This window comes from Salipaludibacillus aurantiacus, assembly GCF_900111295.1.
GTDB classification, from domain to species: domain Bacteria; phylum Bacillota; class Bacilli; order Bacillales; family Salisediminibacteriaceae; genus Salipaludibacillus; species Salipaludibacillus aurantiacus.
In genome coordinates this window covers 175,462-202,057 of sequence record NZ_FOGT01000008.1, presented here as the reverse complement: position 1 = coordinate 202,057, position 26,596 = coordinate 175,462, and the positions used below count along the sequence as shown (strand labels likewise).

15 protein-coding genes and 3 pseudogenes are annotated in these 26,596 nt (G+C 35.7%); 3 read left to right on the top strand and 15 right to left on the bottom strand.

Annotated elements, in window-relative coordinates; all coding sequences use genetic code 11:
• The 9 genes and pseudogenes from BMW59_RS11830 to BMW59_RS11790 form a co-directional block, all read right to left on the bottom strand.
• Nucleotides 1–277, bottom strand: a pseudogene (locus tag BMW59_RS11830) (hypothetical protein); the annotation flags it as partial.
• Nucleotides 278–290: 13 nt separating this feature from the next.
• Nucleotides 291–473, bottom strand: a complete 183-nt coding sequence (locus BMW59_RS11825) for a PD-(D/E)XK nuclease family protein (RefSeq protein WP_093052175.1) — start codon at nucleotides 471–473, stop codon at nucleotides 291–293.
• A gap of 159 nt (nucleotides 474–632) precedes the next feature.
• A complete protein-coding gene (locus BMW59_RS11820; RefSeq protein WP_093052172.1) occupies nucleotides 633–3,098 on the bottom strand; it encodes a restriction endonuclease-like protein in 2,466 nt (821 codons plus the stop codon).
• Nucleotides 3,067–4,782 (bottom strand): annotated as a pseudogene (locus tag BMW59_RS11815) (McrB family protein); the annotation flags it as partial. The gene BMW59_RS11820 and the pseudogene BMW59_RS11815, both read right to left, overlap by 32 nt.
• A 245-nt stretch (nucleotides 4,783–5,027) precedes the next feature.
• Nucleotides 5,028–6,080, bottom strand: a complete 1,053-nt coding sequence (locus BMW59_RS11810; protein ID WP_093052170.1) for a hypothetical protein — start codon at nucleotides 6,078–6,080, stop codon at nucleotides 5,028–5,030.
• Nucleotides 6,077–6,664 carry a hypothetical protein gene (locus BMW59_RS11805; RefSeq protein ID WP_177174328.1) on the bottom strand — a complete coding sequence of 196 codons (588 nt, stop codon included), beginning with the start codon at nucleotides 6,662–6,664 and terminating at the stop codon, nucleotides 6,077–6,079. The genes BMW59_RS11810 and BMW59_RS11805 overlap by 4 nt, the downstream gene beginning before the upstream one ends.
• Nucleotides 6,665–6,719: 55 nt before the next feature.
• Entirely contained in the window at nucleotides 6,720–7,928 is a 1,209-nt protein-coding gene (locus tag BMW59_RS11800) for a hypothetical protein (RefSeq protein WP_093052166.1), read from the bottom strand.
• A 168-nt stretch (nucleotides 7,929–8,096) separates the two neighbouring features.
• A pseudogene (locus tag BMW59_RS11795) lies at nucleotides 8,097–8,425 on the bottom strand (ATP-binding protein); the annotation flags it as partial.
• Between the two features lie 624 nt (nucleotides 8,426–9,049).
• Complete coding sequence (locus BMW59_RS11790; protein ID WP_093052164.1) at nucleotides 9,050–11,287, bottom strand: ATP-binding protein; 2,238 nt, start codon at nucleotides 11,285–11,287, stop codon at nucleotides 9,050–9,052.
• A 204-nt stretch (nucleotides 11,288–11,491) separates the two neighbouring features.
• Here BMW59_RS11790 and BMW59_RS11785 point away from each other — a divergent pair, with 204 nt between their 5' ends.
• The 3 genes from BMW59_RS11785 to BMW59_RS11775 all read left to right on the top strand — a co-directional run bounded on the left by BMW59_RS11785 (nucleotide 11,492) and on the right by BMW59_RS11775 (nucleotide 17,099).
• Nucleotides 11,492–14,239: a type I restriction endonuclease subunit R gene (locus BMW59_RS11785; protein ID WP_093052162.1), complete on the top strand. Its 2,748-nt coding sequence runs from the start codon at nucleotides 11,492–11,494 to the stop codon at nucleotides 14,237–14,239.
• 95 nt (nucleotides 14,240–14,334) lie between these two features.
• On the top strand, nucleotides 14,335–15,888 hold the full coding sequence (locus BMW59_RS11780) for a type I restriction-modification system subunit M (RefSeq protein WP_093052159.1): 1,554 nt from the start codon (nucleotides 14,335–14,337) through the stop codon (nucleotides 15,886–15,888).
• Between the two features lie 2 nt (nucleotides 15,889–15,890).
• Nucleotides 15,891–17,099: a restriction endonuclease subunit S gene (locus tag BMW59_RS11775; RefSeq protein WP_093052155.1), complete on the top strand. Its 1,209-nt coding sequence runs from the start codon at nucleotides 15,891–15,893 to the stop codon at nucleotides 17,097–17,099.
• A gap of 36 nt (nucleotides 17,100–17,135) precedes the next feature.
• Here BMW59_RS11775 and BMW59_RS11770 read toward each other — a convergent pair whose 3' ends face one another.
• The 6 genes from BMW59_RS11770 to BMW59_RS11740 all read right to left on the bottom strand — a co-directional run bounded on the left by BMW59_RS11770 (nucleotide 17,136) and on the right by BMW59_RS11740 (nucleotide 26,232).
• Complete coding sequence (locus tag BMW59_RS11770; protein WP_425441273.1) at nucleotides 17,136–17,672, bottom strand: tyrosine-type recombinase/integrase; 537 nt, start codon at nucleotides 17,670–17,672, stop codon at nucleotides 17,136–17,138.
• Between the two features lie 230 nt (nucleotides 17,673–17,902).
• Nucleotides 17,903–18,850: a hypothetical protein gene (locus BMW59_RS11765; RefSeq protein WP_093052149.1), complete on the bottom strand. Its 948-nt coding sequence runs from the start codon at nucleotides 18,848–18,850 to the stop codon at nucleotides 17,903–17,905.
• Between the two features lie 1,453 nt (nucleotides 18,851–20,303).
• Entirely contained in the window at nucleotides 20,304–22,733 is a 2,430-nt protein-coding gene (locus BMW59_RS11755) for a DEAD/DEAH box helicase family protein (RefSeq protein WP_093052143.1), read from the bottom strand.
• A gap of 95 nt (nucleotides 22,734–22,828) precedes the next feature.
• Entirely contained in the window at nucleotides 22,829–24,871 is a 2,043-nt protein-coding gene (locus BMW59_RS11750; RefSeq protein ID WP_177174327.1) for a DUF4357 domain-containing protein, read from the bottom strand.
• 78 nt (nucleotides 24,872–24,949) lie between these two features.
• Complete coding sequence (locus BMW59_RS11745; protein WP_093052140.1) at nucleotides 24,950–25,318, bottom strand: HIT family protein; 369 nt, start codon at nucleotides 25,316–25,318, stop codon at nucleotides 24,950–24,952.
• Nucleotides 25,319–25,554: 236 nt separating this feature from the next.
• A complete protein-coding gene (locus tag BMW59_RS11740; protein WP_143051232.1) occupies nucleotides 25,555–26,232 on the bottom strand; it encodes a DUF429 domain-containing protein in 678 nt (225 codons plus the stop codon).
• Nucleotides 26,233–26,596 lie beyond the last annotated feature (364 nt).

Below are 26,596 nucleotides of genomic sequence, written 5' to 3'. Positions count from 1 at the left end.
CAGAGTGGCTCACCACTCCGCACATGGTGGCTTTTTCATCCGCATTAGGTGGCTCAAAAGTATGCACTAGTGGCTCATTCTGTCTGCAATATTCATCAAATTCATAATTATCCATGTCTTTATAGAATTCCGGATCCGCAATCGGTAGTTTCTTCAAATATTTTTGAAGCCTGCTGGATAGCGGTCTGAACGTTGCATAGGTGACTCCACCAGAAGTAACCGCACCAATGATTGGAACAGCCTTACTCACGCCTCTTGCAAATACTTGTTTTGTCATTTTAAATCCCAATTTAGTCGAAACCTTGAGGTTTTAAAAGCCAGGCAAGAACATTACTATGCCTAATTTCAGTATGATAAATATCTAACGTTTCAAATACATTAAAAACAGACAGTTTCGTTTCAATCTGATCAAGCAATTCGATTTCCATCATGAAATTTTCCAAATGCTCCAGATCTTGTTTACTTTTAGCCATTGACTCACCTCTTAATTAACTGGTTACGTTTTTCTCTATGTAGCGCAATAACTTTCCATATTTTTAAAGTTTCGGAAGTTCCTTCATGAAAAAAACCTTAACTTCAGCGTTAAGGTTTTTAAGACGTATGAAGCACTTGTTGGATAAAATTAACACTCCTCATAATAACTTTACCACTGTTTTGAAAACGACTGATGGTCGGCGTCTAAGCTCGTCAAATGAAATTATCTCACTGCTTTTGCCTTTCACAACTTCAATCCTTCCCCACTCATAATCCATTCGCACTTCCACATCTTTAAAGCGATACGACTGGACGTGCTTCGCTTCATCAAGTACCTCATGATCCAATTCCACCTTCACCCGATCAGACACACGCCTTAAGGTGCGCCACACAGTCATTTCTTCGGCTGACTTCATGAAGAGTTCAGGCAGCTCTTTAGCTTCCCTCAAATGAGCCATTGTGGTCATCATGGCCCCGGCGATTCCATATCCAACTGGCTTGATGACTGGATTGGTATTCTTCCAACTATCAACCTCAAAACGCACCACGCCTAAATAAGCGCCTTCAACATTCACATCACGAATCTTTCCGAAGCAGCGCACACCATTCTCAAGTCCTACCCCTTGTTTCACATAAACGGCTACATACTTCGCTTGCTGCCAACCGCCCCTAAGTTTGCTCGTTTCAATGACTAATTCACCTTGTTTCATAGAGCGATCATAGTCTTCCGCTGATCCTATGACACCGACCAAAACTTTATCATCAAACGCCGACTCCCACTCGTCTTTTGCTCCACGCGGCAAGATCCCTTCAGCTTGTATTTCCTCTGGACTCTTTTCGATTAACCGGTCTACAAATTGCTCCACAAGCGTTGTAGCCGAAGGTAAAAACGGTAATCCACCAATATTCACTTTATCGATGCTTTGATAAAAATGATGGTCCTCATAAACCTCTTCATTTCCCCACGGAAACAGCACGTAAGCCCCGAAAGACGTTCGTTCATAAGGTCCGTCTAAACCTGCCACAATCGAGTCACGATAGCGATGCATCGTATTAATATCTTCCTCTAAAGGCCCAGCCGATTTATACCGGTCGCCATAATATGTCCCTTCAGTAGCAAAATCGATCCGATATTTGGCATCAAACACGTAGTTAAACGTGTAATCCTTCCCTTTTTTCGTAATACTCAGCATCGAATCGGGCTTTTGTACCGTCGTCGGGTTCCGCTCCACTTTCTGGTACGCCAGTTCAATACGCTCACCCGTAATCGGATGGGCAAACACGCGCTTAGCACTTCGACTCGTATCTAAATTTACAAACAACCCAACACGAGACACTTTAATAATATCCTGACTCATTTGCTTGTACTTCCTCTGCAATAGCTGACCTAGCTTCAAAAACGTCCAATATTCATACAGCGTAGCTACATCCTTCACCGACATTTGATAAACGCGCCCTTGCAGCGCTAACCCTTTAGACACAGTTAAGTAAATCTGGAACGCATCCCTGTAACCTGGGGCCATTTGCAACACTAAACTCATAATCGAACGATCCAGCTGACCGATTCTTCGCCAAAAAGGTGAAATTAACTTCTTCTCTAGTTTATCGATCATATCTGACACATGTCCACGAGCCTCACTGTTAGCTTCAGATTCTTCCCATTTCCTCTTCACAGAGAGCCGCACTTTTAAATCTTCCAATTTCATAATCAACCGCTTGATCATCCACTTCACATAGCGATTCTCCAGCGTGTCATATGTCAATTCCTTCTTAATGTTAAGCCCTTTACTCGGTAACAGAGTCCGTCCGTCTACTCTCACGCCACCAGGGACGTCCACAAATACACTGGGGTTTTTACGCAAATCATTACGGACACGAGAATCGAGCCGTCTTAATTGATCTCCTCTTGCTCTCATATATAATTTCTTTAATTGATGATGCGGCTGCCGTTCGATTCGTTCAATCGCTTTAAAGAACGCCTCAAAGTGAAACGTAATTAACCGGAAAAACTCGGTCATAGAAGGATTACCATCCAGTTTAATACTCGAGCCCATGTACGTTTTCTTTAGAAAATGAAAGGCTAAGTTATAAATCTCTTCATTCACTTCATCAATTAACTTCTTATAATCGTTTTTATAATCAAGCTTCGCCGGAAAAATTTCAAGTGTCACTTGAAGGATGGGATCTTCCTCCTCTTTAATAGAAAAAGTCGTAAAACCGACCTCGTTTTGAAACTGTAAGTTCCCCATTAAAATATAAGAAGTCCCAACTTCCACTTTACTGACAGCTTTCCTTAAGCTTGGATGTTCGTGGTAAAAGGAGAGATCATTATCACCTTTAGGAGAGACAATGATTTGATAAACGGTATTCTCAAAAAAAATCGGTCGTTGCCTGCTATACGTCGTTAACTTCTGCTCATTCACGTCATAGATTTTCACATCGGTAACGGCCTCACCCGTCACGTCAAATTCCATCACATCATGAAAATCCATTTGTCGATACTGAGATAACCCTTCATAACGTTCATGATAAGGTTTTCCTTTAATGACGAGAGAGCAGCTGTCCGTTTCAATCACCACAAGTTCGACTTCCTCACGAGTTGACCCAGAATGACGTGAACCCATCGTCTTCGAGCCTCCTCAACATTTCTACAACCTTCTCAGCACTTTTCGGATAAGTCGCATGATTGAAATCTTCTTCAAGGACGTCTCCAAAGTTCTCAATTTGTTTCTTCGTAAATTGACGATACAAGTCAATTAACACCCGTTCGATGCGGGAGTCACTCCCTGTCAGCCTTGGCAACACTTTTTGTAAGAAACACGTATCAAGGGCCGCTTCAAAGCTCATTAACTCTTCCTGTTCGTTATAAGCCATAAAGAAACAAATCTCGTCCCGGACACGATAGCCTACATGCGAGCCATTTGTTTTTAAAATGTTATTTACCTTCACCAACTCATCCGTTACCCGCTCAACGATTGCTTCGTTTTCTTCATACACATCTTTCAAATGTAAATAGCGCGTCTTAAATCGTTCAGCATTCACATAAGCCGCATGCTTCTCGTCTTGATTTTTCAAAAAAGCAAGATGGTTCAATTCCACTCGGTTAAATTCAATCGTATTCGCCCGGTCTAGCACTTTCTTACTGAACGGATGAGTCGTTTCATCCATATTGACGGTCCCAATCATGAATAGGTTGGCCGGTAAATAGAGTTCCTCGCCAACCATCTCCACCGGTAACACGGGAGACGTGACCAACTCGCCATTCTTCCACTTCCGGCTTTCCATCACACTTAGCAAATCACTAAAATAATACTCTACCCGAGCTAAGTTCATTTCATCTAACAACACAAAATAAGGCCGATCAGGATGATCCATTGCTTCCTTTAAAACAGCCGTCAATGGCCCTTCTTTAAAGTCCCCTTTAATATCCACGTAACCGAGTAAATCAGAACCATCGCTCCAGTCAGGCCGAACAGGAATTAATGTAAACTGACCATTCTCCTCAGTGGCCCCAACACTCTCCGCAAACCACTGCACCATCTTCGTCTTTCCTGTCCCAGAGATCCCAGATAGAATTAAAAACGGTTTCGTCTTAATCGATAAGTAGAAGTTCGCCACTTCATCTTTTGTATAGTAAAAGCCTTTGCTGGAGATGTATTCGTGGATGTGGGGAACAAGGTCAATGTCTAGGACCTCCTTAGGTAGATCAGAAACAATGTCAGCTCCTGATGAACTGGTATATGTATCAGCCTCTTTTAAGCTTATGTACTCTTCACAGTAAGAAATCATTTTCTCTAAATCGTCGACTAGTTCTTCTTCCGAAGGCATATGATCTGCCGTGTATTTAATGTAAGCTGCAGTTGACTCCGCATAAGCTCGACCTAATTTAGATTGACCTAGATCGAAGCCTCCCTCCTTAACCACCTTTGGATCCATATCAATCTCTCGGCGGATCTCCTCATTAATCGCTGCCATTTCCTCTGGAGATGTTTCCGTCACCCCTTGAGCCAACGTTAAATAGAGACTTTCCATATTCTCATGAAAAAGGTAAACGATATAATAGCCACGCTGAGTTGATTCCGTGACATTTTTATTCATAATCGCAAGCCAAGGTACACCAGCCCAATTACCTTGACCGACTGATCCTTTAACTAAATAATTATCATCAATAAAAGGTAATTTATTTAATTCCTTAGGCAACTGCTGCCTCATTAATGCCCCCAGGTCATGCCCAGCAAAGCGTTCTGTACGGGCGGTTAAATAGTTATTCATGACATTAAGTATCAAGTCTTTAATCTTTGTATCCACTTAATTGGCTCCTTAAAGTTTGTTATAATCTTGTTTATTAACGGCATCTAGTAATCTACTTTTTTAATCATTTTATTACAGCAGCTTTAGCAGTAAAATCGACTATTTGAGTTTTCTACATATGTTAGTATTTTAAAGGTAATACGTTTCACTGTAAGGTTGGATAGGGTAAAATAACTTGAATAAATTATAAATATGCTCACAGTCTATATTAAAGAGCGTGAGCATATTTATCCAATCCCTATTTAATCTAATTCTTCAACCCTATCTTCATAATAATAAAGTAATTCATTCTCCTTAAAAACTTCAAACCCCCATGTATTTGGCTCTAAACTTATAAGTTTTTCTTTAACACTTTCAGTAAAGGGTCTATTAGTTACATTTTTAACTGTATTAAATGAAAAAATTTCACTTATTCCTAGACTTTTATGTTCCATATTTATCTCATAATAATAAAATTCATTATCAAATTGTAGCAATAAATCTTTTTCATTATGTACTTTATTTTCAAAAAAGATTTTTCTTACCTTTTTAATAGAAGTCTCTTCAGAGTTAGAGAAGAGAGTTTGACACAGCATGTGATTTGGCTCTATGTCATTTTCAAATTTTGCCAATTTTGTATAAATATAAATTTCATAATTACCTATTTTAATTGGTAAACAAATAGAGAAATTATGTATTGGTAGCTCTGATATGTATTTAAAATCTATAGAATTATCATCCATATTAACAGTAATATGATATTTTATATCTGCCAAAGAAAAAAGGTCTGTCCTACTAGAATAATTGGAAGTACAGTTACCCAAATTGAGCAAATCCGCAATACTTGGAAGGTTTTTGTATTTCCCTTCAGTCTTGTTCTCCATATCTTTAAAGATATCATTTACTGCCCAAACGAAATAAATAAAAGCAAATGTAGCTACCAAAACTATTAATCTATCAAGTAAAGAACAATATAAATACAAAAAATAGAAGTAATTAACCAACCAAACTAAAGTGAATACTATACATGCTTGAAAATAGATGTTTTTTGCTTTAATAAAAGCACTATCATTATTAAGTAAAAATTTATATTCAGTTATAAAATCATATAGTTCTTTGGAATTTTGAAAATCAATACTCTTAAATTTATAAATAATCTCTTGAATCTTATATGATTTCCGATCATAATATTGCCCTAGAAAAATTGTTGTAAATGCTATAATAGCAATTACAGATGCAGTTATCCAACTTGCATACTCAACAGCATCTTTTGAATTACCAATCAAGTATTCAAGTCTTAACCATTCATCTATCATAGATTTTTACACCTATATTGGAACAGAATTTTACTAATCTTTTTTATATTTTCTGGATCTGACTCAAGGTCAAACTTAGTGTAAGCATTTCGAAAAACCGTTAATTGTTTTCCGTTTTCTAGTATTGATAAGGATATTCCAACAGCTTCTTCTAATAAGTCTTCGTTAAAGTTATTATCCTCAACTTCCAACTCTGAATATTGATATATCTTATCCTTAAGAATTACTCTTTTCATATTAATATTTTGTGCTTTAACAATTGTTTTAAAGTCTAATTTTATAGGCTTTATCACAAAATTAGATTCTATATTAAATTGAGTTACGACGTGTGAAACTACGCTCTGTTGGTGAGTAAAAACTATCAGCAATTGATAATTTTTGAAGTACCATAAGTCTACATCCTTATAGTCTCCCAATATCTTTTTCCCATTAAAATCCAAAACGTCTATCCATGAATAATTATAAAAAACAATTTCATCGTTTTCTTGTTCACTTGATAATTTTCCGTTAAATTCATATTTAGCATTTTTCATTTTTGACAATTGTCCGTTATGGTCTTTTGTTTTATCTCTCGTTTCAAACATAAAGAAACCATTTTTGGTAACCATTTTTTTCACCCTTTTATTTTAAATACTTAGCTTATTTTAAATACTTAGCAAATATATTTTCTATATCTTTACCAGTTTTCCCAGCTTCTATAGCTTTTAATACTTCATCTTTTACTTCTTCCAGTGTTCTTTCTAAGTAAGCATTTCTATAGGAGTCTTGTTTCTTTTCAACAGCCGTTAACATATTTCCAAGCCTACTATTAATATCATATTCCGATGGTATCCCTTGGATTAAGGTTTTTAATATACTGTCATATAAATGTTTTGTAATTTCAAACTGATAACCATTAGGGTACGTTTCTTTCAATACAATCTTTAAAATTGATGAGAAGTTCATTGATACGGATGAAGTTAGTTTATTACCGTTAGGAAAATCTTTCTCTAGTTCAAATTTAACAGCAGTTATCTTATGCTGTTTTATAACATGGTCTGCTACTTCAGTAGTTGATAGCAAATTGGTTCCTGCCAGACCTATCCGACGTACTCCATCTACATTAGCTTTATCAAATCTAACTTCAATATAATCAGTAATTTTATATCCGTTTTCAACTATACCTTTATCTAAATAATATAAGATCAATGCTGTAAACGAATCTATACTTACTTCAGGCTTATTATGACTGATTAAAAACTCATTTTTAATGTCTACTGAGTCAACTGCCATCTTCATTAACATTTTACTATTTAATAATTCAATTAAGCCTTGTGTAATTCTTCTATCGCCTTGCTCAATTAATAATAATTTAGTATTCAAGTCAATAATTACACTTTGAATATCTCCTTTTTTCTCTTCATTACCTCTACTTTTTTGACCACCTAAAGCCACTAACTCCTTAAAAATAATATAAGAAATCTTAAATGAAATACTTTCTGTTTCCCTATCATATTCAAGATTTCTAAAATTGTGGAACTGGAGTGTATTACCTATATCCTCTTGGCGGTTTTCTAATTCATGGTGAAGAATTTTCATTAATTCTCCAGCAGCACAATGAGCGTTTATTTTATATATCCAGTATGGTGTTCCATCAGAATAAACTTGATCTAATATATCATATATCTCGTTTACATCTTCCTCATTTAAATGATGTGATAAATTTTCCAAAAAGCTATCCGGAGGTAAATCCGTCTTTAATTTGATCCCTTTCTTTTCTTCTATATATTCAGCTATATTCTCCATTTTTTTCTCTTTATTTCTCCCAATTTTACTCCTGAAATATGTTACATCTTCTTCAAAACGCATCCTTTTAATCCTCCCAAACTCATAGACAACTTAATATATATTTTCTGTGTTGGTAAAATTTTCTTAGTATTATTATAAAGGTATTACTAAATTTTAAATACCCCAAATTATAAAATATTCAATCTCGTTAAACTACTATTCTACTTTCTAAAATCGTCCTAACCTTCTTTAATTGTAGAAGTCAAGTCGAATTTTACATCTTTTGCTCGTTTCCTTTTTACACTTCTGCTGAAAAATGCTTTTCCGCCTTTTCATCCGGTGACTTTCATCATTCTCCCCCCCCCCCCGTGTATGACTTCTACACGATGAAGTAAACAATCTAAGATAGCTGTCGTAATGCCTTGATCTCCAATTAAATTACCCCAATCATCTGGACTTTTATTGGAGGTAAGGATGATCGAACTTAGTTCGTACAAATGATTAATCAAATGAAAAAATAAGTTTGCTACTCTCTGATCCATCGCAATGTACATTAGATCATCAATAATCACAAGATTTGTCAAATTTTCTTTTATTGAGCTCATCGAAGTGGAATTACTAATCAACGGTTTTAATTTAAACGGTTTAGATAACTCAACTGTTGAAGGTCATATTCTTCGAGTAGATGATCAATGCCCAGGTAACTCTGGTTATGGTGTAGTTGACGTCGAGCTTGTTCCTATCATTAGTACCTTATATGTAAACGGAGAAGCATTACAGTAGGATATAATAATTTCTAAAAGTTTGACCACCTGGAAAGCTCCTGTTATTGGAATGGTTGAAGGGCGTAAATCTAACAGCTGCCAGATAAATAAATGATAAAAGATGAGGCGTAAAACGCTTCATCTTTTTTGATTTAAAAGTATCGGCACGCAGGAATTTTTATTAAAAACAGTGAGAGCACCTTACATTTAACTTTATTAGCTTTTCAATTCTTCTATAATCACCTCATCTATCTTTTTAGCATCTTCTAATAATTTCCCCACTTATTTGATATCCGCTCTTTTATTAAGCCATATCAATCTCCTCTGTTAACAATTGTCTAGAGACTACTTCTGTTGAGTTTATCTGATTATACATGTTTATTATTTAATTTTGTTTTTAGTATGATTGTAGAACTTATTGAGTCATTTAACTAAAATTTATATAAAATTATCCAAGTACGCTTTCATTGTTGTAGTATTAAAATTAGTTCTATAATCAGAAGCGTAGAATAAATAAATGGAATCTTTAACCTCACTATCGTACTCATGAATAAGTTTATGTAGTTTATGATTAAAATGGTCAAAAGCTTTTCGGCTTCCATCTTTTGAAAACCAAAGAACAACTAATTTGTTGCATTTATTTGAAGCTTTATTATAACTACTTAATAGATTAATGAGTCTAGATATTCTGCTGAAATCTTGAGTGGAAATGGAATTTTTGTAAATAATTTCAAAAAGGATGTCATGTTTACTATCACTTTTTGCAATAATATCTGCCTTATAATTAGTATTATTTATTTTTTCGTTACTTGTAATTAAATAACCATAATTAGTTAAATAGTTATTAACTATGTAATAACAATACCCCTCTATCAATTCACTTATCATTAATATTATTCTGTTTCTGTTTTTAATTATTGTATCTACTTCTTCCATGCTTAAATTGTGACCATGCCTAATTTTGTTACTTAGTTTAAATAAGTTCGAATAGCTTTCGTTAAGCCAACGTTTATTTATAATACCTTTGTCAATAAGCAACTTAACCATGTTTACTAAGTTTATCTTTTTACTGTCTTCTGATAACTTTAAATCTTCTATTATTTCCCTAGCATATTTCTCAATAGTAATCATTTCTTCTAGAAATTTTATTTTACTATCTGAGATATCATTTTGAATCCCAGTTGCTTTTATCTTTGCTTGATTTGTCCAACGATATAAGACTTCATCAGTTTCATCAGCTTCTTTTTTAAAAAGTAATTTTTCAAGAATTAGTTCCCCTGCTAAATCATTACATAAATCATTTAATTCAACTTTATACCAAAGTGGATAAATTACAGAAAAATCTTCTTCAAAATTAAATATTTCTTCTAATGTAAAATAAGTACTCCCTTTCAGTTTCATCTTTTTTATCCATATATATAGTTGATAGGTCAAAAAATCTCTTACTCCCTCCTCATATTCCATTAAATCAATTTTTTCTTCAATAATCTTATTTAATATTTCCAGGATTTTTGTATCTGTTTTGTATAAAACCTCATTGTCTTCATCAACTTCAAGATAAGACTTACTTTCCTCCCATTTTAAATCTTTTAAAGTAAGGTTTATGAACCGTCTAAGCGTCCTATTAGAATTGAGAATTAATGAATTCCTATAGTATTTAATTAAATTATTTTCCATATCATTTTTGTTCTTGAGATATGAATCAAATACTTTTTCTAATTCAAAGTCACTAGCCAAAGGTACGTGGATATTTTTAGAAAATATACTTGTCATCAAAGAATCATCTAAAATATTTGATGCTAATAATTTATAGTAAAGTTTTTGTCCTGATATAACTATAAAAGTTGCTAAGTTTGATAGCAACAATGGTTTAAAATCGGAAATAAGACCTTCCATTTCTAGCTCATTATCAATTTTATCTAACTCATCAAGTACAAATACTGTCTTAATACCTTCTTCTTTAAGTTTTCCTAAGATATCTTTTAAGTGATATTCAGCAATCTCATCATCATATAATGACTTTCTTGTATTCTCCTCTGATACTGTTTTTGTTTTTTGATAATTATTATTGATTTTAACTAAATCAACAAGCAGCCAAACGATGCTTCCTAATAAGGCTATTATATTTATTTGATTTAATATAAATGGTAGAAAATTAAAACTTAAATTAAAACTTGAAAAGACTATAGCTGTTATTGGAAAAATAGTTTTTAATAATTTTTTCAACTCAATATTATTACTTATTCTAAAATTAGACTCTTTTATATTTGATAAGTTTGAGTATGAAGAAATATCAAAAAAAGTATGGTCATATAATAACTTAATTTGGTCTCTTAGCTTTTTGCTCTCAATTTCTTTTAACTTGTTACTGTCATATAAAGAAAGGTAAAGTTCTCTAATAAGCTTTCTTAGAACAAGTGTATGCTTTTCATACTTAGTAAAATTCAAATTCACAAAAACAATCTTTTCATTATATAACATTTTTATTAATCTATTTACTAAAGTTGTTTTTCCAGCTCCTCTGTATCCAGAAACTAAGAAACTGGAATTGACTCCATAGAGTAATTCTTGCTTTAGTTGGCCAATAATCTCGTCAAGCACATCGTTTGATATCCTTACATCATTGTTAACATCTGGTGAAAGAGAAATTCTATTTGAGTTTACTTCTATTTTCATATAAACACTCCTTAGTGTAGCAAAAATCCCCTTTTAATTATTTAATTCCACATAATTAAAGTTCTTCCTTTATAATTAATCATTTTAAAAACAAATATTAATTTCATTCTAAGTAATTTCACTTGCCTATCTAATATTTCACTAAAACCTCTTGTTGTTTCATGGTAAAATAGATATACAGAACTGTACAAAGAAGGTGGAACAGTGTCCTACCAAACCGAAGCAAAATTAGAAGAAAACATGATAAAACAACTTATAAATCAGGGCTATGAACCTGTTAAAATACCAAATTATGCTTCACTGATTACTAACTTCCGAAGTCAAATTAATCTGTTTAATGAAAAGAAACTAAATGGCTACCCATTAACTGATAACGAATTTAATAGACTTCTTACGACTATAGAAGGCAAAAGCATCTTCCATTCAGCAAAAATTCTCCGAGACAAACAAATCATTGAGCGTGATGATGGTACCCAAGTATACATAGAGCTTTTAAACACCCGTGATTGGTGTAAAAACCTCTTCCAAGTCACCACTCAAACCACAGTAACCGGAAAATATGAAAACCGGTACGATGTCACGATTCTGATCAACGGCCTGCCACTTGTACAAGTAGAACTAAAGCGAAGGGGCCTGGACTTTAAAGAAGCCTTTAACCAGATTCAGCGCTACCGGAAACATTCATATAAAGGGTTATACCGATACATTCAAATCTTTGTAATTAGTAACGGGATGGACACCAAGTACTTCTCCAACTCGGACGGTGATATTCTTTACGGTTTCACGTTCTTCTGGTCTGATGAAAAAAACAAGATCATTACCAACCTTCAGGAATTTACGGAAACGTTTCTGCAGCGTTGCCACACCGCAAAGATGATTTCTCGTTATATGATTATCAGTGATGCTGGAAAATCTTTAATGGTCATGAGACCATACCAGGTCTATGCCGTAGAAGCCCTTGTAAACAGAGCCCTTGAAACAAAAAACAACGGTTATATCTGGCACACGACCGGTTCCGGAAAAACCTTAACATCATTTAAAACAAGTCAGATCCTTGCCAATGAACCAAGCATTAAAAAGGTGTTCTTCTTAGTCGATCGCCAGGATCTCGACAGTCAGACAACTGAAGAATTCAATAAGTTTCAAGAAGGCTCTGTCGATAGTACTGATCGTACGGATGTCCTGGTTAAACAAATCCGAGACCTTACGAGTCCCTTTATAGTGACCACCATTCAAAAAATGGCTAATGCGGTGAAAAACCCTCGTTATGCCAGTGACATGGAAAAATACAAAGATGAGCGCGTCATCTTTATTATTGATGAGTGCCATAGAAGCCAGTTTGGGAAGATGCACACCGATATCTCTAGACACTTTCAAAACGCCCAGTATTTCGGTTTCACCGGCACACCGCGGCTTCTTGAAAACAAAAGCCAGGATGGACGCACTACGGCTGATCTTTTTGAAAAGTGTCTTCACACATACCTCATAAAAGAAGCCATACGTGATGGGAATGTCCTCGGATTCTCGGTTGAATACAACCGAACCTTCAGTGCCAAGATTGACGAAGGCGACCAAACGAAGGTGCAAGGCATTGATACGGAAGAAGTATGGATGCATGAAGACCGGCTGAACTTAATTGTCGATGACATCTTAGCAAATCATGAACGAAAAGCCAGAAGTAAGGGATACACCGCTATCTTTACGGTCGACTCCATTCCGATGCTGGTGAAATACTATAAGCTTTTTAAAGAAAAAGATCACGACTTTAATATTGCCGGCATCTATACTTACGGAGCCAATGAAGAAAGCGAAGGGAATGACGAACATTCCCGTGACTCACTTGAAAAAATGATTAATGATTATAACGAGATGTTTGGGACCAACTATTCTACTCACACCTGGGACGGGTATTTTAAGGATGTGTCAAAGAAGGTAAAATCCGCACAGATTGATATCTTGATTGTGGTACGGATGTTTCTGACAGGATTCGACAGCAAAACGCTTAACACCCTCTATGTAGATAAGAACCTGAAGTATCATGATTTACTTCAAGCCTATAGCCGAACGAATCGGGTTGAGAAGTCCACAAAACCTCATGGAAACATTGTCTGCTACAGGAACTTAAAAGAAAATACAGATGAAGCCATTCGGATTTTTTCTCAGACTGACAGTGTTGATGATGTTTTGATGAAGAGCTTTGAAGAATATTTAGCCATGTTTCACGATGCGTTGGATAAAGTTAAGGGAATGGCAACGAACCCTGAAGACGTGGACACCCTGGAAAGCGAAGAGGATCAAAAAGCATTTATTGAATGGTTCAGGCATCTCAGTAAAATTCTTGTTCGTCTAAAAACCTTTTCGCAATTTGACTTTGGTCCAGATCAGCTGCACATTGATAGTCAGACGTACGAAGATTTTAAAAGTAAGTACTTAAAGATTGCCGATCGTACAAGGCGAGACGTTGAGAAAACATCGATCCTTCAAGACGTAGATTTTGAGCTTGAGCTCATGCACACGGACCGGATCAACGTGGATTACATTATGAACATGATCAAAAACCTCAATTTTGATGATAAATCAAATATGACCAACGACCTTCGTTTCATTAAAGAAGAGATGGACCGAGCGAGTGACCCTGAGCTTCGCTTAAAAGTCGATTTAATTAAAGGGTTCTTGGATAAAGTTGCCCCTCACCTCTCAGATGACGACTCGGTTGTGGTAGAATTTGAGAAATATAAAGAAAAGGTTCGAGAAGAAGAAATCGATGAGTTTGCATCAAATGTGGAGCTTCCAAGGGACTCCCTTAAGACCTTCATTCATGAATATGAGTACAGTAACCTCATCAAACAAGCAGAAATCAGTGATAAACTGAAGATGGGCTTTCTAAAGAAGAAAAAGCTCATTCCTAGAATAAAAACCTTCATTATCGAACATACAAAACGCTTTGCCTAAAGGAGAGCCCCAAGGCTCTCTTTTTAACGGAAATTGCGAAATTTCCTGATTAAAAGTACCATTAATATAGCTAGTCTAATTTGGAGGAAAGAAATATGACACCAACAGAAAAAGCACGTTTACATCAATCAGAACTACATAAAAAATTATGGGATATGGCCAACGACCTTCGCGGTCAGATGGAAGCCTATGAATTTAAAAACTATATTCTGGGACTCATCTTTTACCGCTATCTTTCTGAAAAGACAGAAGCTCGTGTTGGAAAACTTTTAGAAGAAGACAACATTTCTTTTGAAAAAGCTTGGGAAAACGAAGAATACAGAGAAGCTCTATCGGAAGAGTTAATTGAGCAAATAGGTTACGTAATTGAACCGAAATACCTCTTTTCAAACATGATTAAAGAGATTGAAAAAGGTGATAACGGCATCTTTGACGTAGAGATGCTTCAAAAAGGGATTAACGCGGTCGAAGAATCCACTCTTGGCACCGTTAGCCAAGAAGACTTTCAACACCTCTTCGATGATATGGACCTTACCTCTTCACGACTCGGTCGTGACGTTAAATCACGTTCAAAACTCATCGCAAAAATCATGGTTAACATTAACGACATCCCGTTCTTACACGATGACGTAGACATCGATGTTTTGGGTGACGCGTATGAGTACATGATCTCGCAGTTCGCTGCCAGTGCCGGTAAAAAAGCCGGAGAATTCTATACCCCGCAGCAGGTATCAAGGATCCTGGCCAAGATCGTCACAGTCGGTAAAACAGACTTAAAAAGCGTTTATGACCCGACTTGTGGATCCGGCTCCCTTCTTTTGCGCGTTTCAAAAGAAGCCAACGTTCGTAAGTTTTACGGTCAGGAAAAAACATCAACCACTTATAACCTGGCGCGCATGAACATGTTGCTGCACGATGTAAACTACAACAATTTTGACATTCAAAACGATGACACCATTGAAAACCCACACCACCTGCATGATCGGTTTGAAGCCGTTGTTGCCAATCCTCCTTATAGTGCGAAATGGAGTGGCGATTCTAAATTTATGGACGATGAGCGTTTTAGTGCTTATGGAAAACTGGCACCAAAGTCAAAAGCAGACTTTACCTTTGTCCAGCACATGATCCATCAGCTAGACGATAACGGGACAATGGCAGTGGTACTTCCACATGGGGTACTCTTTCGGGGAGCTGCCGAAGGTGTCATTCGGAAGTATCTGATAGAAGAAAAAAATTACCTGGATGCGGTTATCGGTTTGCCGGCCAACATCTTCTTTGGCACTTCTATCCCGACATGCATCCTTGTATTTAACAAATGCCGTAAAGATGATGAAGATGTTCTCTTTATTGATGCATCAAGTGAATTTGAAAAAGGCAAAAACCAAAACCACTTAACGGATGAAAATGTTGAAAAGATTATTAGCACCTACATCAAGCGCGAAACAGTAGATAAATACGCTTATGCAGCAACTCTTGAAGAGATCAAGGAGAATGATTACAACCTTAACATCCCTCGTTATGTAGATACGTTTGAAGAAGAAGAACCTGTCGACCTGGAAGCTGTTTCTTCACGTATTAAAGAAATTGACGACGAGATTGCAGAAATAGATGAAGAGCTCGAGAGATTCTTTAAAGAGTTGGGGGTTTAATTATGTCCTTACCAAGCTTAAGGTTTAACTTCCAAGGAGAGTGGCAAATTGAACAGCTAGGCTATCATTTAAGATTCATCGGAAGCGGAGTAACTCCTAGAGGAGGAAAATCAGTATACCAAGATGATGGAGTATTGTTATTACGCAGTCAAAATATACATTATGAAGGTCTAAGGCTAGATGATGTTGCATTTATATCAGACACAATCGACCTTTCAATGAAAAAAAGTAGAGTAATTGGTAACGACGTCTTATTAAATATTACAGGTGCTTCTATTGGGAGAACATGTATAGTTCCCAGTGTCTTCCCAAAATCAAACGTGAACCAACATGTTTGTATTTTGCGCACAATTCAAAGCTTAGTTCCTTCATTTTTAAAGACGTTTCTTGAATCTCCAAAAGGTAGAAAGAATATCTTTAAGGATCAAGCTGGACAAACAAGAGAAGCATTAAATTTACAACAAATTAAAAACTTTAAAATTGGTTTACCAGAGGTGGAAGAACAACAAAAAATTGCCGACTTCTTCTCTCTTCTGGACCGCCGCATTGAAAAGCAGCAAGAAAAGGTCGAAGCGTTAAAAGAACAGAAAAAAGGGTTGCTGCAGAAAATATTTAAGCAGGAGTTGCGGTTTAAGGATGATAAGGGAAATGTGTTTCCCGATTGGAACTATATGAAAGCAGCTGATTTATTTGAAACTGTATCTGATAAGGATCATAGAGGGGATTTACCAATTTTAGCAGCTACACAGGATGAAGGGCTAGTTTTAAGGGAATCTTTAGATAGACACTTTTCTGCTGATGAAGGTAATTATAAAAATTACAAAAGAGTCTATAAAAACGATTTTGTTATTAGCTTACGATCGTTCCAAGGCGGAATCGAGCTCTCTTTTTTGGAGGGACTGGTCAGTCCGGCATATACCATATTCCGTCCCAAAAACGAAGAAATAATTAATCACAATTATTTTAAGTTAATATTTAAATCAACTGATTTCATAACCAAGCTTAACGGATTAACGTATGGTATTAGAGATGGCAAAGCAATAAGTTTTAAAGACTTTTCAAGTATGAAATTATATGTTCCATCTTTTGAAGAGCAAAGTAAGGTTGCTTCCTATATATCTATTTTTGAAAGGAAAATTGATATGGAACATAAAAAGTTAAAATACCTTCATGAACAAAAGAAAGGATTTATGCAACAAATGTTTGTCTAAACCTTATCCGCCCACTATATGGGCGGATAATTTTATTTATCCTAACCGAAAACCCTTCAACGTTTCATCAATCTCATCCTGTGTAATACCAATATATCGTTTGGTTATAGATGGGGCCGAGTGATTAAAGATATCCTGCAACATTGCAACATCTTTTGTTTGTTTATAAAAATGGTACCCGAACGTTTTTCTCATCGTATGTGTCCCGATATCATCTCTCCCGATCCATTGGCCAGCATCTTGCAACATGCGATAAACCTGGGTAGCTGTCACAGGGCCCTTCCCTTTCTGGGAAGGGAATAAATAATCCTGACTATCACGACCACTTATATAATCATCTAGCTCACGTTGGATATTTAAAATATTCACCAGCCGTTTTTTTCTTGTTTTTCCCTCCTGGACCTGCATCTGCCTCCTTCCCTTTACATCAGCCACTTTTAACTTAATAATGTCAGATACGCGAAGACCGGTATTTATACCAAATAAAAACAACATGATATCTCGCTGTGCTAAATCTTTTCTTTTAGGTGTTCCTTTATCTCCTCTTCTAATGGCCATAATCATTTCTTTTATTTCGTTAGGGTTTTATTTATTCACGCTATATGAATGTATGGTATTATAATATTATATACATAATAGTACATTTGTTTGAGGTGATTTTGTGACTAAAAAAACATCCATTAATGTTCATTGAAATCAACAAATAAAATGTACACTATTATCTAATAGTGTACACTTTTTAAAAAATTGGTTATACATAAGTTACGGCGATTGATGGCCACGGGGTACTTTTTAAGAGACTTTCAATTTTTATTATTATTTTCATAATCGGAGATCATTTTTGTAAGAACTTTTAAAGATTCGAAGTCAGGCTCGTTTTTTTCGTTTGTTTGGAAAGTTTTTAAAGAATGAGTCACTATTCTTATTAATTCTTTTGCTTTATCTTCATCACCAGGCATTTGATAAAGTATTTTTCTAATAGTATCTCTCCAAAAGCTGAGTTCTTTACGGTAATCATTCAATTTAGCTTTTTGAAGAATATTGATTTTTTTCGAGTCATTAAGATGTTTTATGTACTTATCTTCTAATTTCTCTAATTTTAATCTATCAGTTTCGAGTTCTTTTTTAATTTCAGAAAGTCTTTTTTCTGTATCTTGAGCTGTTTTCTCACTAGTTTGTAAAACATTTTTGTGCTGTTCCTCAACTTTCTCAACTTTTTTATCTCGATCTTTGATATTAAAGAATGTTACGATACCCAAAATAATTGCGTATAGTAAAGCATATAATATCAAATTTTTTATTTGGGAAATAACAGGGCTATCTTTCTGAGATAGATACTCTACATTTATATTTCCCTTATTACTATACACTTCTATATCTTGGTCACTGATAAATTGATCTACCTCAAGAATGATTTGCAGATTATTATTAGCCACGATCTCCTCTATTATAATGGCAGAGCTATCTTCTAAACCTATATTATTATTTTGAAAGTAAATATTAATTGGCTTGTTAGAAAATATATTATTTTCATTTATATTTACGGGAATACCAATTCTTAAGTCAGAAATACCCTCGTTAAAAGTATGTATATCTATTGGAATAGCAAAGCTATCTTCTTGGACTTGAGTAGGTGTACCAATCTTTACTTCGGCATTATTGTCAAAGAAATAAACAAAAATTACATTAGATGAAAATAATATTGCTGCAGCAAAAATTGGAACTAGATATTGTTCAAATATTTTTTGCATGGAATCCCCCCTAAATAAGTATTAATTTTATCTTAATTATAATTGTAAATAGAAATTTTTAACAACAATCTCCAAAACACTACTTTCTTTCAAAATGAATTTTTAAAATACCATACCCAAAAAATTAGGGTGTGGTTTTATGTTCCCTATTTTTTTATAATATTAAAGCTGGTTTAACTTGTTTTATTTATCATCAAAAAATGTATTAATAAACCGGTCCACTAAATGTTTAATATTCTTTGATTTAGTCTCCATGAAATCTTTTACAATGAGTTTGATGAACATGGCCAAGGAAATTTATTCCTCATAAGGAGAATTTGCATTAATAAACTTAACAACCATTTTTAACTGCTTCTTTCGCTGGTCATCCAGATTCCCCCCTCTACATACTCATGAATAAAACCATGAATAATATCGCTATCTAAAACTGCTTTTTCTAACAGCATGGAACTTGCTGAAGAAATAGTAAAATCCATTGAATAAGCAAGTCCGGAAATTTATTCATAATTATTCTGAGAAAATCTCGTTGTAATTCTTCTTTTATCCCCTTTTATTCTAACAATTCTGCTGTTGGGAAGATTGTTTAAATTACCCTTGTACATCTCCTTATCAGTTATCCAAAAGTCTCTAATGATGTTTTCGGCCAATAAATCCACAACTTTATTTGATGCTAAACCCTTTTAAAATATAGATTCTCCGACTTCCTTAATCGGTTTATTTGTTATATAGGAAATCCTGACGATGTACGGTAATTTTTAAGCTATGGGTACTATCTTTTAATCAAAGCTTTAGGTGATTGGGTTCTCGTTTTTTAACCTACCAAACTCTTATTTATGAATTCTTTCTACTATGTGGCAAACGTTCACAGACATAATGCAGTTAAAAGAGCCTTATTAAAACTATTTATTAGCGAGCTCAAAGTTAACAGTGTTTAGTTGCAACTATTTTAGAAGTTATTATTCAAACCCTATAATTGACTTTGGTTGATTTGATTTAATCTAATTACTTTAGACCTACATTCGATAAGTAACTTATATTCGGCATCTGAAATTATTTGCATATGAGCAATACAATTTCTTACTGGTCGTAATGAATTTAAGAGTTCATATTCATCACAATCAAATACTTTCTTAAATCTCGAATCATTAAAGTAATAATTTATTATATCAATAAAGAGCATACTATCTAGCGTTTTACCTGCATGTAAATGCATTTCCCAATTAGAACCATATATTCTAAAAAGATACCTATGTATAAAGGATTTTAGGGTAGTTTCAATTTCATACAACATCCTATAAGCGCTTGTCATATAAGAAATATCATTTATGGCCATCCATATAATTCCCCTTCCAGTTTTATAATTACGGCAATAGTAGGATTTATCAAGTATGACTTTGAATATAAATTATCATTAGTTAACCGTTATCAATTTCGTCCCAATAAAGTATTTTAATTATAAACTACTCTCCATATTCTCTGCTTTTTTCTCAAAATAACTCTCCATCCTGTATTCACATATCTCCTCTGTCCATTTATGAATATATTTTTTAGCTTCTCTACTAAAATTCAAATCAAGTTTAAATATCTTGCCGTCGAATGTGGTACTTCCGCCGAATTTAGTCATCGGCATTCGGGCGATGAGTTTTGCCACTTTATCCATATCCTCAGCTGTCCAGTTCATCTTGTCTTTATTTATAAAGTCGATGCGTCTGCGGTATTCTTTGCTGGTTAAGTAGTCGTAAAAGTATGGTGCGACTTCTTCCGGTGTGACTGGCTTAAGCCAGTCCTCGGGCCCGCGGTTCAGCATGTACTGTAGCACGACCATTTTATAGCTTTTTGACATGGCAGTTTTCTCCGCTTCCGCAAGCCATGCTTCACCTTCCTGGAAAGCCTCTTGTTCCTCTTCAGATAATTCTCCTGCCCAGTTTAGAAAGCCGATATATGATTTGAATTCCTGTTTCACTGCCTGAGAGTTTTCATATCCTAATCGGTGAAATTGAAGATATGTAGGTCTGTATCCCAGTTCTTCTTTAACACGTTCATATTCCATCAATATTTTCTGCTTTCTCGGCTGCTGCTTTTTCTTAATTTCCTTCAGGAGATTAACGACCTGCAGATCCATATTAATCGTGCACGATGCCGGAACAGACGGCACAACTTCCCGGCTTTTTTCCCGTTTTTCTTCAGAACGTGTATCAAGAAGACCGAGTTTTAAATCAGCGTTCCTGTAGTTACCAATTAAATCAATGACCACGCAGTGTTCTTTATTTTTACTGAGCCTGAGTCCCCGGCCGATCTGCTGAGTGAAAATCGTCAGTGATTCTGTTGGGCGGACGAACAGGAGCGTATCCAGTGCAGGTATATCCGTTCCTTCATTAAAGAGATCCACCGTAAAGATGATATCTATTTTGCCTGCAGTAATCTGGTCAATCGCTTCCTTTCTTGAAATCCCCTGAGTCTCTGAATGGAGGTCGACTGCTCTGACACCTTTTCTCCTGAAGTAATCTGCTAGAAATTTAATCTGCCTGATCGAAGAGCCAAAAGCCAATGTCCGGCTCTGTCTGTGTTCGAGCCATGCCTGATAGATTTTTTCAGCCATTTCCTCTTTCAGCTGTTTCGCCAGGAGTTCTTCCTGATCATAACGGGTGCCCAGCCAGGTAACCTGTGAATAGTCGGTATCATCATACACGCCATAATAATGAAAAGGGGCCAGCCAGCCGATCTGAATGGCTTCCAGAAAGTGCATTTGAAAGGCAACGTTCCCTTGACAGAGTGCAAAAACATCCTTGCCGTCCATCCTGTCAGGCGTCGCCGTCAGTCCTAATAAAAACTTCGGCTGAAAATAATCCAGGGCCCTTGAGTATGAATTAGCAGCGGCATGATGGAATTCATCCACAATAATTAAATCAAATTCATCTCTTTTAAAAGAGGTCAGATGTTTGTCACTGGCCAGCGTGAAGATAGAAGCAAAAACGTGATCCGTATGAGATTCCTTCAGTTTTCCGTTAATTATCCCGCAAGATTTTTCCGGTAACACATGCTGGAAAGACTGCTTAGCCTGAAACAGAATTTCTTCGCGGTGGGCGATAAATAGGACTCTGGAGAAGTGTCTTGCAAAGAAAGCCGCCAAATATGTTTTTCCAAGACCTGTGGCCATGACGACCATAGCTTTATCATAGCCTTCTTCCATTGTATCGGTTAACGAATTTAAGGCATTAACCTGAGGGCCTCTAGGCTGAATATTAGTTGTATAGCTGCCTGGAGGATCTGCCACCACAGAAGTCTCCTCCTGTCTGTCTCCTCCGACCATCAGAGCTTTCTCATCTTCCTTTGTCCACCAGCGGGCAAAATCAGGCAGCTTCTGATGACTGCGTTCATATTCATCTTCATACCGTTTCAGTGTCTGCTCATTAAGGGGGAGCGTCTGCTCGTGGTAGAACAGTTTCATAAATTTGTCCCGCGCTTCGTCTATAGTTTCTTGTGCCGCCTTGCTTGAAACAGCAAGGTTCCATTCAACACCACTAGTCATTGCAGATGCTGACAGATTAGAAGAACCCACGTATAAGGTGCTAGCATCACCGTTTTCGATTAAATAAGCTTTCGGATGAAAGGATTTACCGTCACTTCTCCATAATCGGACTTCTATGCCGGGATGGATATGTATAAGGTTTTTTAAAGCTTCCGGCTGGGTGACGTACATATAATCTCCCGAGCAAATCTTAATATCTGCACCGCGTTCAGCAGCACGCTTTAAAGCAGGAGCAAGCAGATCCACGCCTGTTTTCATAGAGAACGAGACGAGGATATAAATCGTATTGGCGTATTCTATTTTCTGGAGGAGATCTTTAATTAACTGGCTTGTTATCAGTTTGACATCACTCATCTGCCGCTCCTCCTTCGTTTAATACTTCTGTTTTTCAGAGATGACACAGGAAAAACAAACTTATTAAGGTATTTATAGATTTATATTATTTCACTTTATTCATTACCTACTTCAAAATTTGTAAAATTAGCAAAGGATTTTCCTTCTTCATTTCTCCACTCAGTTCTACCATTAGCATTCCTGCCTAAAACTACTGAGGCTGCAGCTGACGGGCTATCAAAAGTATAATTTTCAACTAGTATTAATTTCTCGTCTTTATTAATAAGTTTATTATTTTTAATTAAACTATCTCTAAGAGCTTGATTACTTCTGGAAAAAGAATCACTTGTGCCTTGGGCAAATGAGGAACCTTTTAACACCATAAATCCATTTTCCTCATTAAGGGCTTGGGCCTCAGCATTTCTCGGTCCACTAATATAAAATATAATATCTTTTTCATTTTCAACAGAAGATATTTGATACTGTACATTTAATTCCCAAGCTTTGGAAATCATTGCTATTAACTTTTCTTGTCTTTTCTGTAATACTTTCGGCGTCCACTCAGTTTCTTGTATTACTTGTGTAGTAATGGCAAAGGAACTTATACCATTTTTTGTTTGAAAATAAGAGCGTTTCTTTTTATTAAAATCATAGTTTTTAGCCTGCGAGTTTTTCTTTCTTGTTAGCAGAACTAAATTTCCTAACTTATGAATATAACGTTCGGGCTCTTCAAATAACTCATTCCATTCACTGTCTTCTTTCGGGTTTTGAGGAAGGACATGCTCTACAGTAATAACAGATTGATCATAGTATGGTTGTCCTGTAGTTAGTAAGGAATCTAAACGTAATAATATATACCTTCTTGAAGTATCTTTTAAATCGATATAGACATCGCCATTTAATTTATCAAGTAATTCGTATTTATCACCTGGTTTTACATCTAATGAAGATTTGGAGTTCAGTATATCTATTCCACTTGACATCTCTCGTAATAATTGGGAATAACGAGACATTCTCCAATTAAAATTTTTACGTAGTACCATACTTGTACCAGCTAAAATTTCTAGTCTAATCAAAAACTTCTCAAAATCATTTTTAAAGTTCTTTAAATAATAAATAGCTGGAGGCATCCAATCATTATTATCTATCCTATTTAATAAACTTAAGAGCTTTAGTAATCGAGGATTGTCCCCAAAATACATTCTATAATCAACTAGCTTTAAATAGGCTTCACTATAAGGAATAAGGATCTCATCAATAAATTTTTCTCCAGAGACTTCTAGAAATATATTTTCATATTCATCTTTTATATTGGCACTGCCTTTTCTTTTTTGAATAATCATTCTAATATGTTCAAATAACTTGTTAAATCTTTCTCTCCCTAAAGAAACTTCAACGTCTTCCCATTTTTTTGTATACTCATCTTGATTTTCCTCTATAACGTCACCTAATACTTTAGCTTTAAAGATATCACTAATCATCAGGTCTAATCCTCTGTCATTTAAAACAGTAAAAATTCGAAAAGCTGAATCAAAACTAGGTGTTGAAACGACTACAATATAACAAAGAGTAGCTATTACTGAAGGCAAAGTTTTAACTTTCTCTACCTCAATTTCATTTAAACGTTCAACAAAGTAAATGGCATTATCTCTAATTATTTTTTCGCTGTCAGTATTAACAGCTACTTGTGAAGACAATTTAGTTGTACCACTATTTTTTTGTATATAATATTGGAAAAAGTAATTTTCCCTATTTCTCAGTTTTAATCTATAAGTATCGGTGGTACCCAACATCTTATTTCCTTTTTGCACAATCATTTTTGAAATATCATCTGCATAATCCTCACTTAAATAATCTCTTAATACTGCTAGAAGAATAGTTAAAGTTGTTAATCGTTGTTGTCCATCCAAAACTTGTGCAGTAGGAGAAGTTCCTTTTACTAACACTATACTTCCTAAAAAATATGGTTCAGATGCTCTGCTTACTGTTTTTTCGGTAATATTATAATGTTCAATATAATCAAGTAGATCATCTAATAACTCACCTGCTTCTTCTGTTGTCCAGGAATATGGCCTTTGAACAGCAGGCATAGAAAATAAAAAATCATCTGAAAAAATCTTAAATAATGGGGTCTCTTCTGCTGAGAGGGAAGGTTTCATTTATTAATAACTCCTTTCAAAATAAAACAAATTTGCTTAAACAAGAACTTTATCACTGGTCCTTCGAATTATCTTTTCTTAATACTTCTGTTTTTCTGGAATGACACCGCGCACACCGCCCTGCGGATCCTCCATGTCTCCTTTATATCTCGGAATCACATGCATATGGACATGGAAAATGGTCTGCCCTGCTGCTTCACCGCAGTTGATCCCAATATTAAAACCATCTGGTGACAGCTTTTCATTCTGGATGTCACGTATATGTTCCGACAGTTCCTGCATCGCTCGTTTTTCTTCATCAGTCGTATCGAAATAATCGGCCACGTGGCGCTTAGGAATTACTAAGGCGTGGCCTTCTGTGACAGGATATTTGTCATAGATGACGAAAGCCATGTCGTTTTCGAGAATGTATGAGTTTAATTTACAAAATATACAACTATTAGTCATGATGAAAGCTCCAATTCCAATACTATTCTACAGGAATATTTTACCGTTTATTATGTCTGCTATCTATGCTTTGCTATAAATTTTTTGGTTTTTTACTGCCTAAACTTCAGGGATTACCTTAGGTTTTCGAGTTCTATCTTTTCAATCCATTTTTTAGTTTAATTCCTATTTATATAATATTAAGAAGGATGACATTCTCTGTCACGGAATACCAGTTCTTTTTTTCCGTTCAAGTACTAATTAGGTTTAAAATAATAAATCCAACCTTCTTCCTTAACCTCTTCCTTCCTGTCTGTCGGTGGCCCTTGCAGGCTTGGTAGAACTTTCCCGGACATACCAAAAGCTATGGCGTAAATGGCGCAGATGCAGGCATCGTAAGCATCTGTTCCTGATGCGGTGTTTGACGGGAAGAACTCTCTTAAATAGTTATGTACTTCTTCAAACCGCTTTTCTTTAACCAGAGCTGGATACACTTCAATAATAATTTTGTTATCTTCTGCCCATGGGTCATCAAATGGATAAGTTTTAAATTCGTGCTCTTCCTGCCAGAGTCTCGTATGCAACATCGCTGCTGTGGCATTATTTCCGATGCGGTCATAGGCAGCTGATAACGCCTTCTTACCAAATACTCTGTACATCTCACGGTCTGTGAATCTGTAAGCGAGAGGATTGTCTATTTCTTTAGCCGGCTTCATCACTGCCGGCCTCCCCCCGTTAAGAAGTTTTATAAACGCACTGGGAAATCCAAGTGGCGCATCTACTCCGATCACTACCAATGTGTCTTCCTCTATGTTGGACATATTAAATGAAGGATCGACTGGCTGTGCAAGCTGCTCTAGTGACATCAGCTTGTTATCAGGGATCGACACTTCAGCGGGTTGTCCTCTCCAGTGAATTTGATTTGTCTCACCCATTCACATATAGCCGCACCGTGATTCTTCCCCATCCATCCGCCTACATCCCAGCCGATACCGATGACTTTATTAAATGGCATATTTCCAGACTCCTTTAATATGAGTTAACTTTAGATACTACTTCAAAAGAGATTTTTAATTCATGTGCGCCATGCCATATTCCTCACTCGTCTACCTTAGTCGTAGAAAGATTGCCAGTCTATTTACCTAAACTTCGACAAAATTAGCAAAATACCTTTTGATACACGAAAAAATAAGGGCAAAAGTTTTCCCACTTTTGCCCTTATTATCCTGCTATTTGTGCCCCCTTCTCTAATCACGTATAAACCACCAGCACAGTAATGCCTGTGAGGGCCAGGGTGAC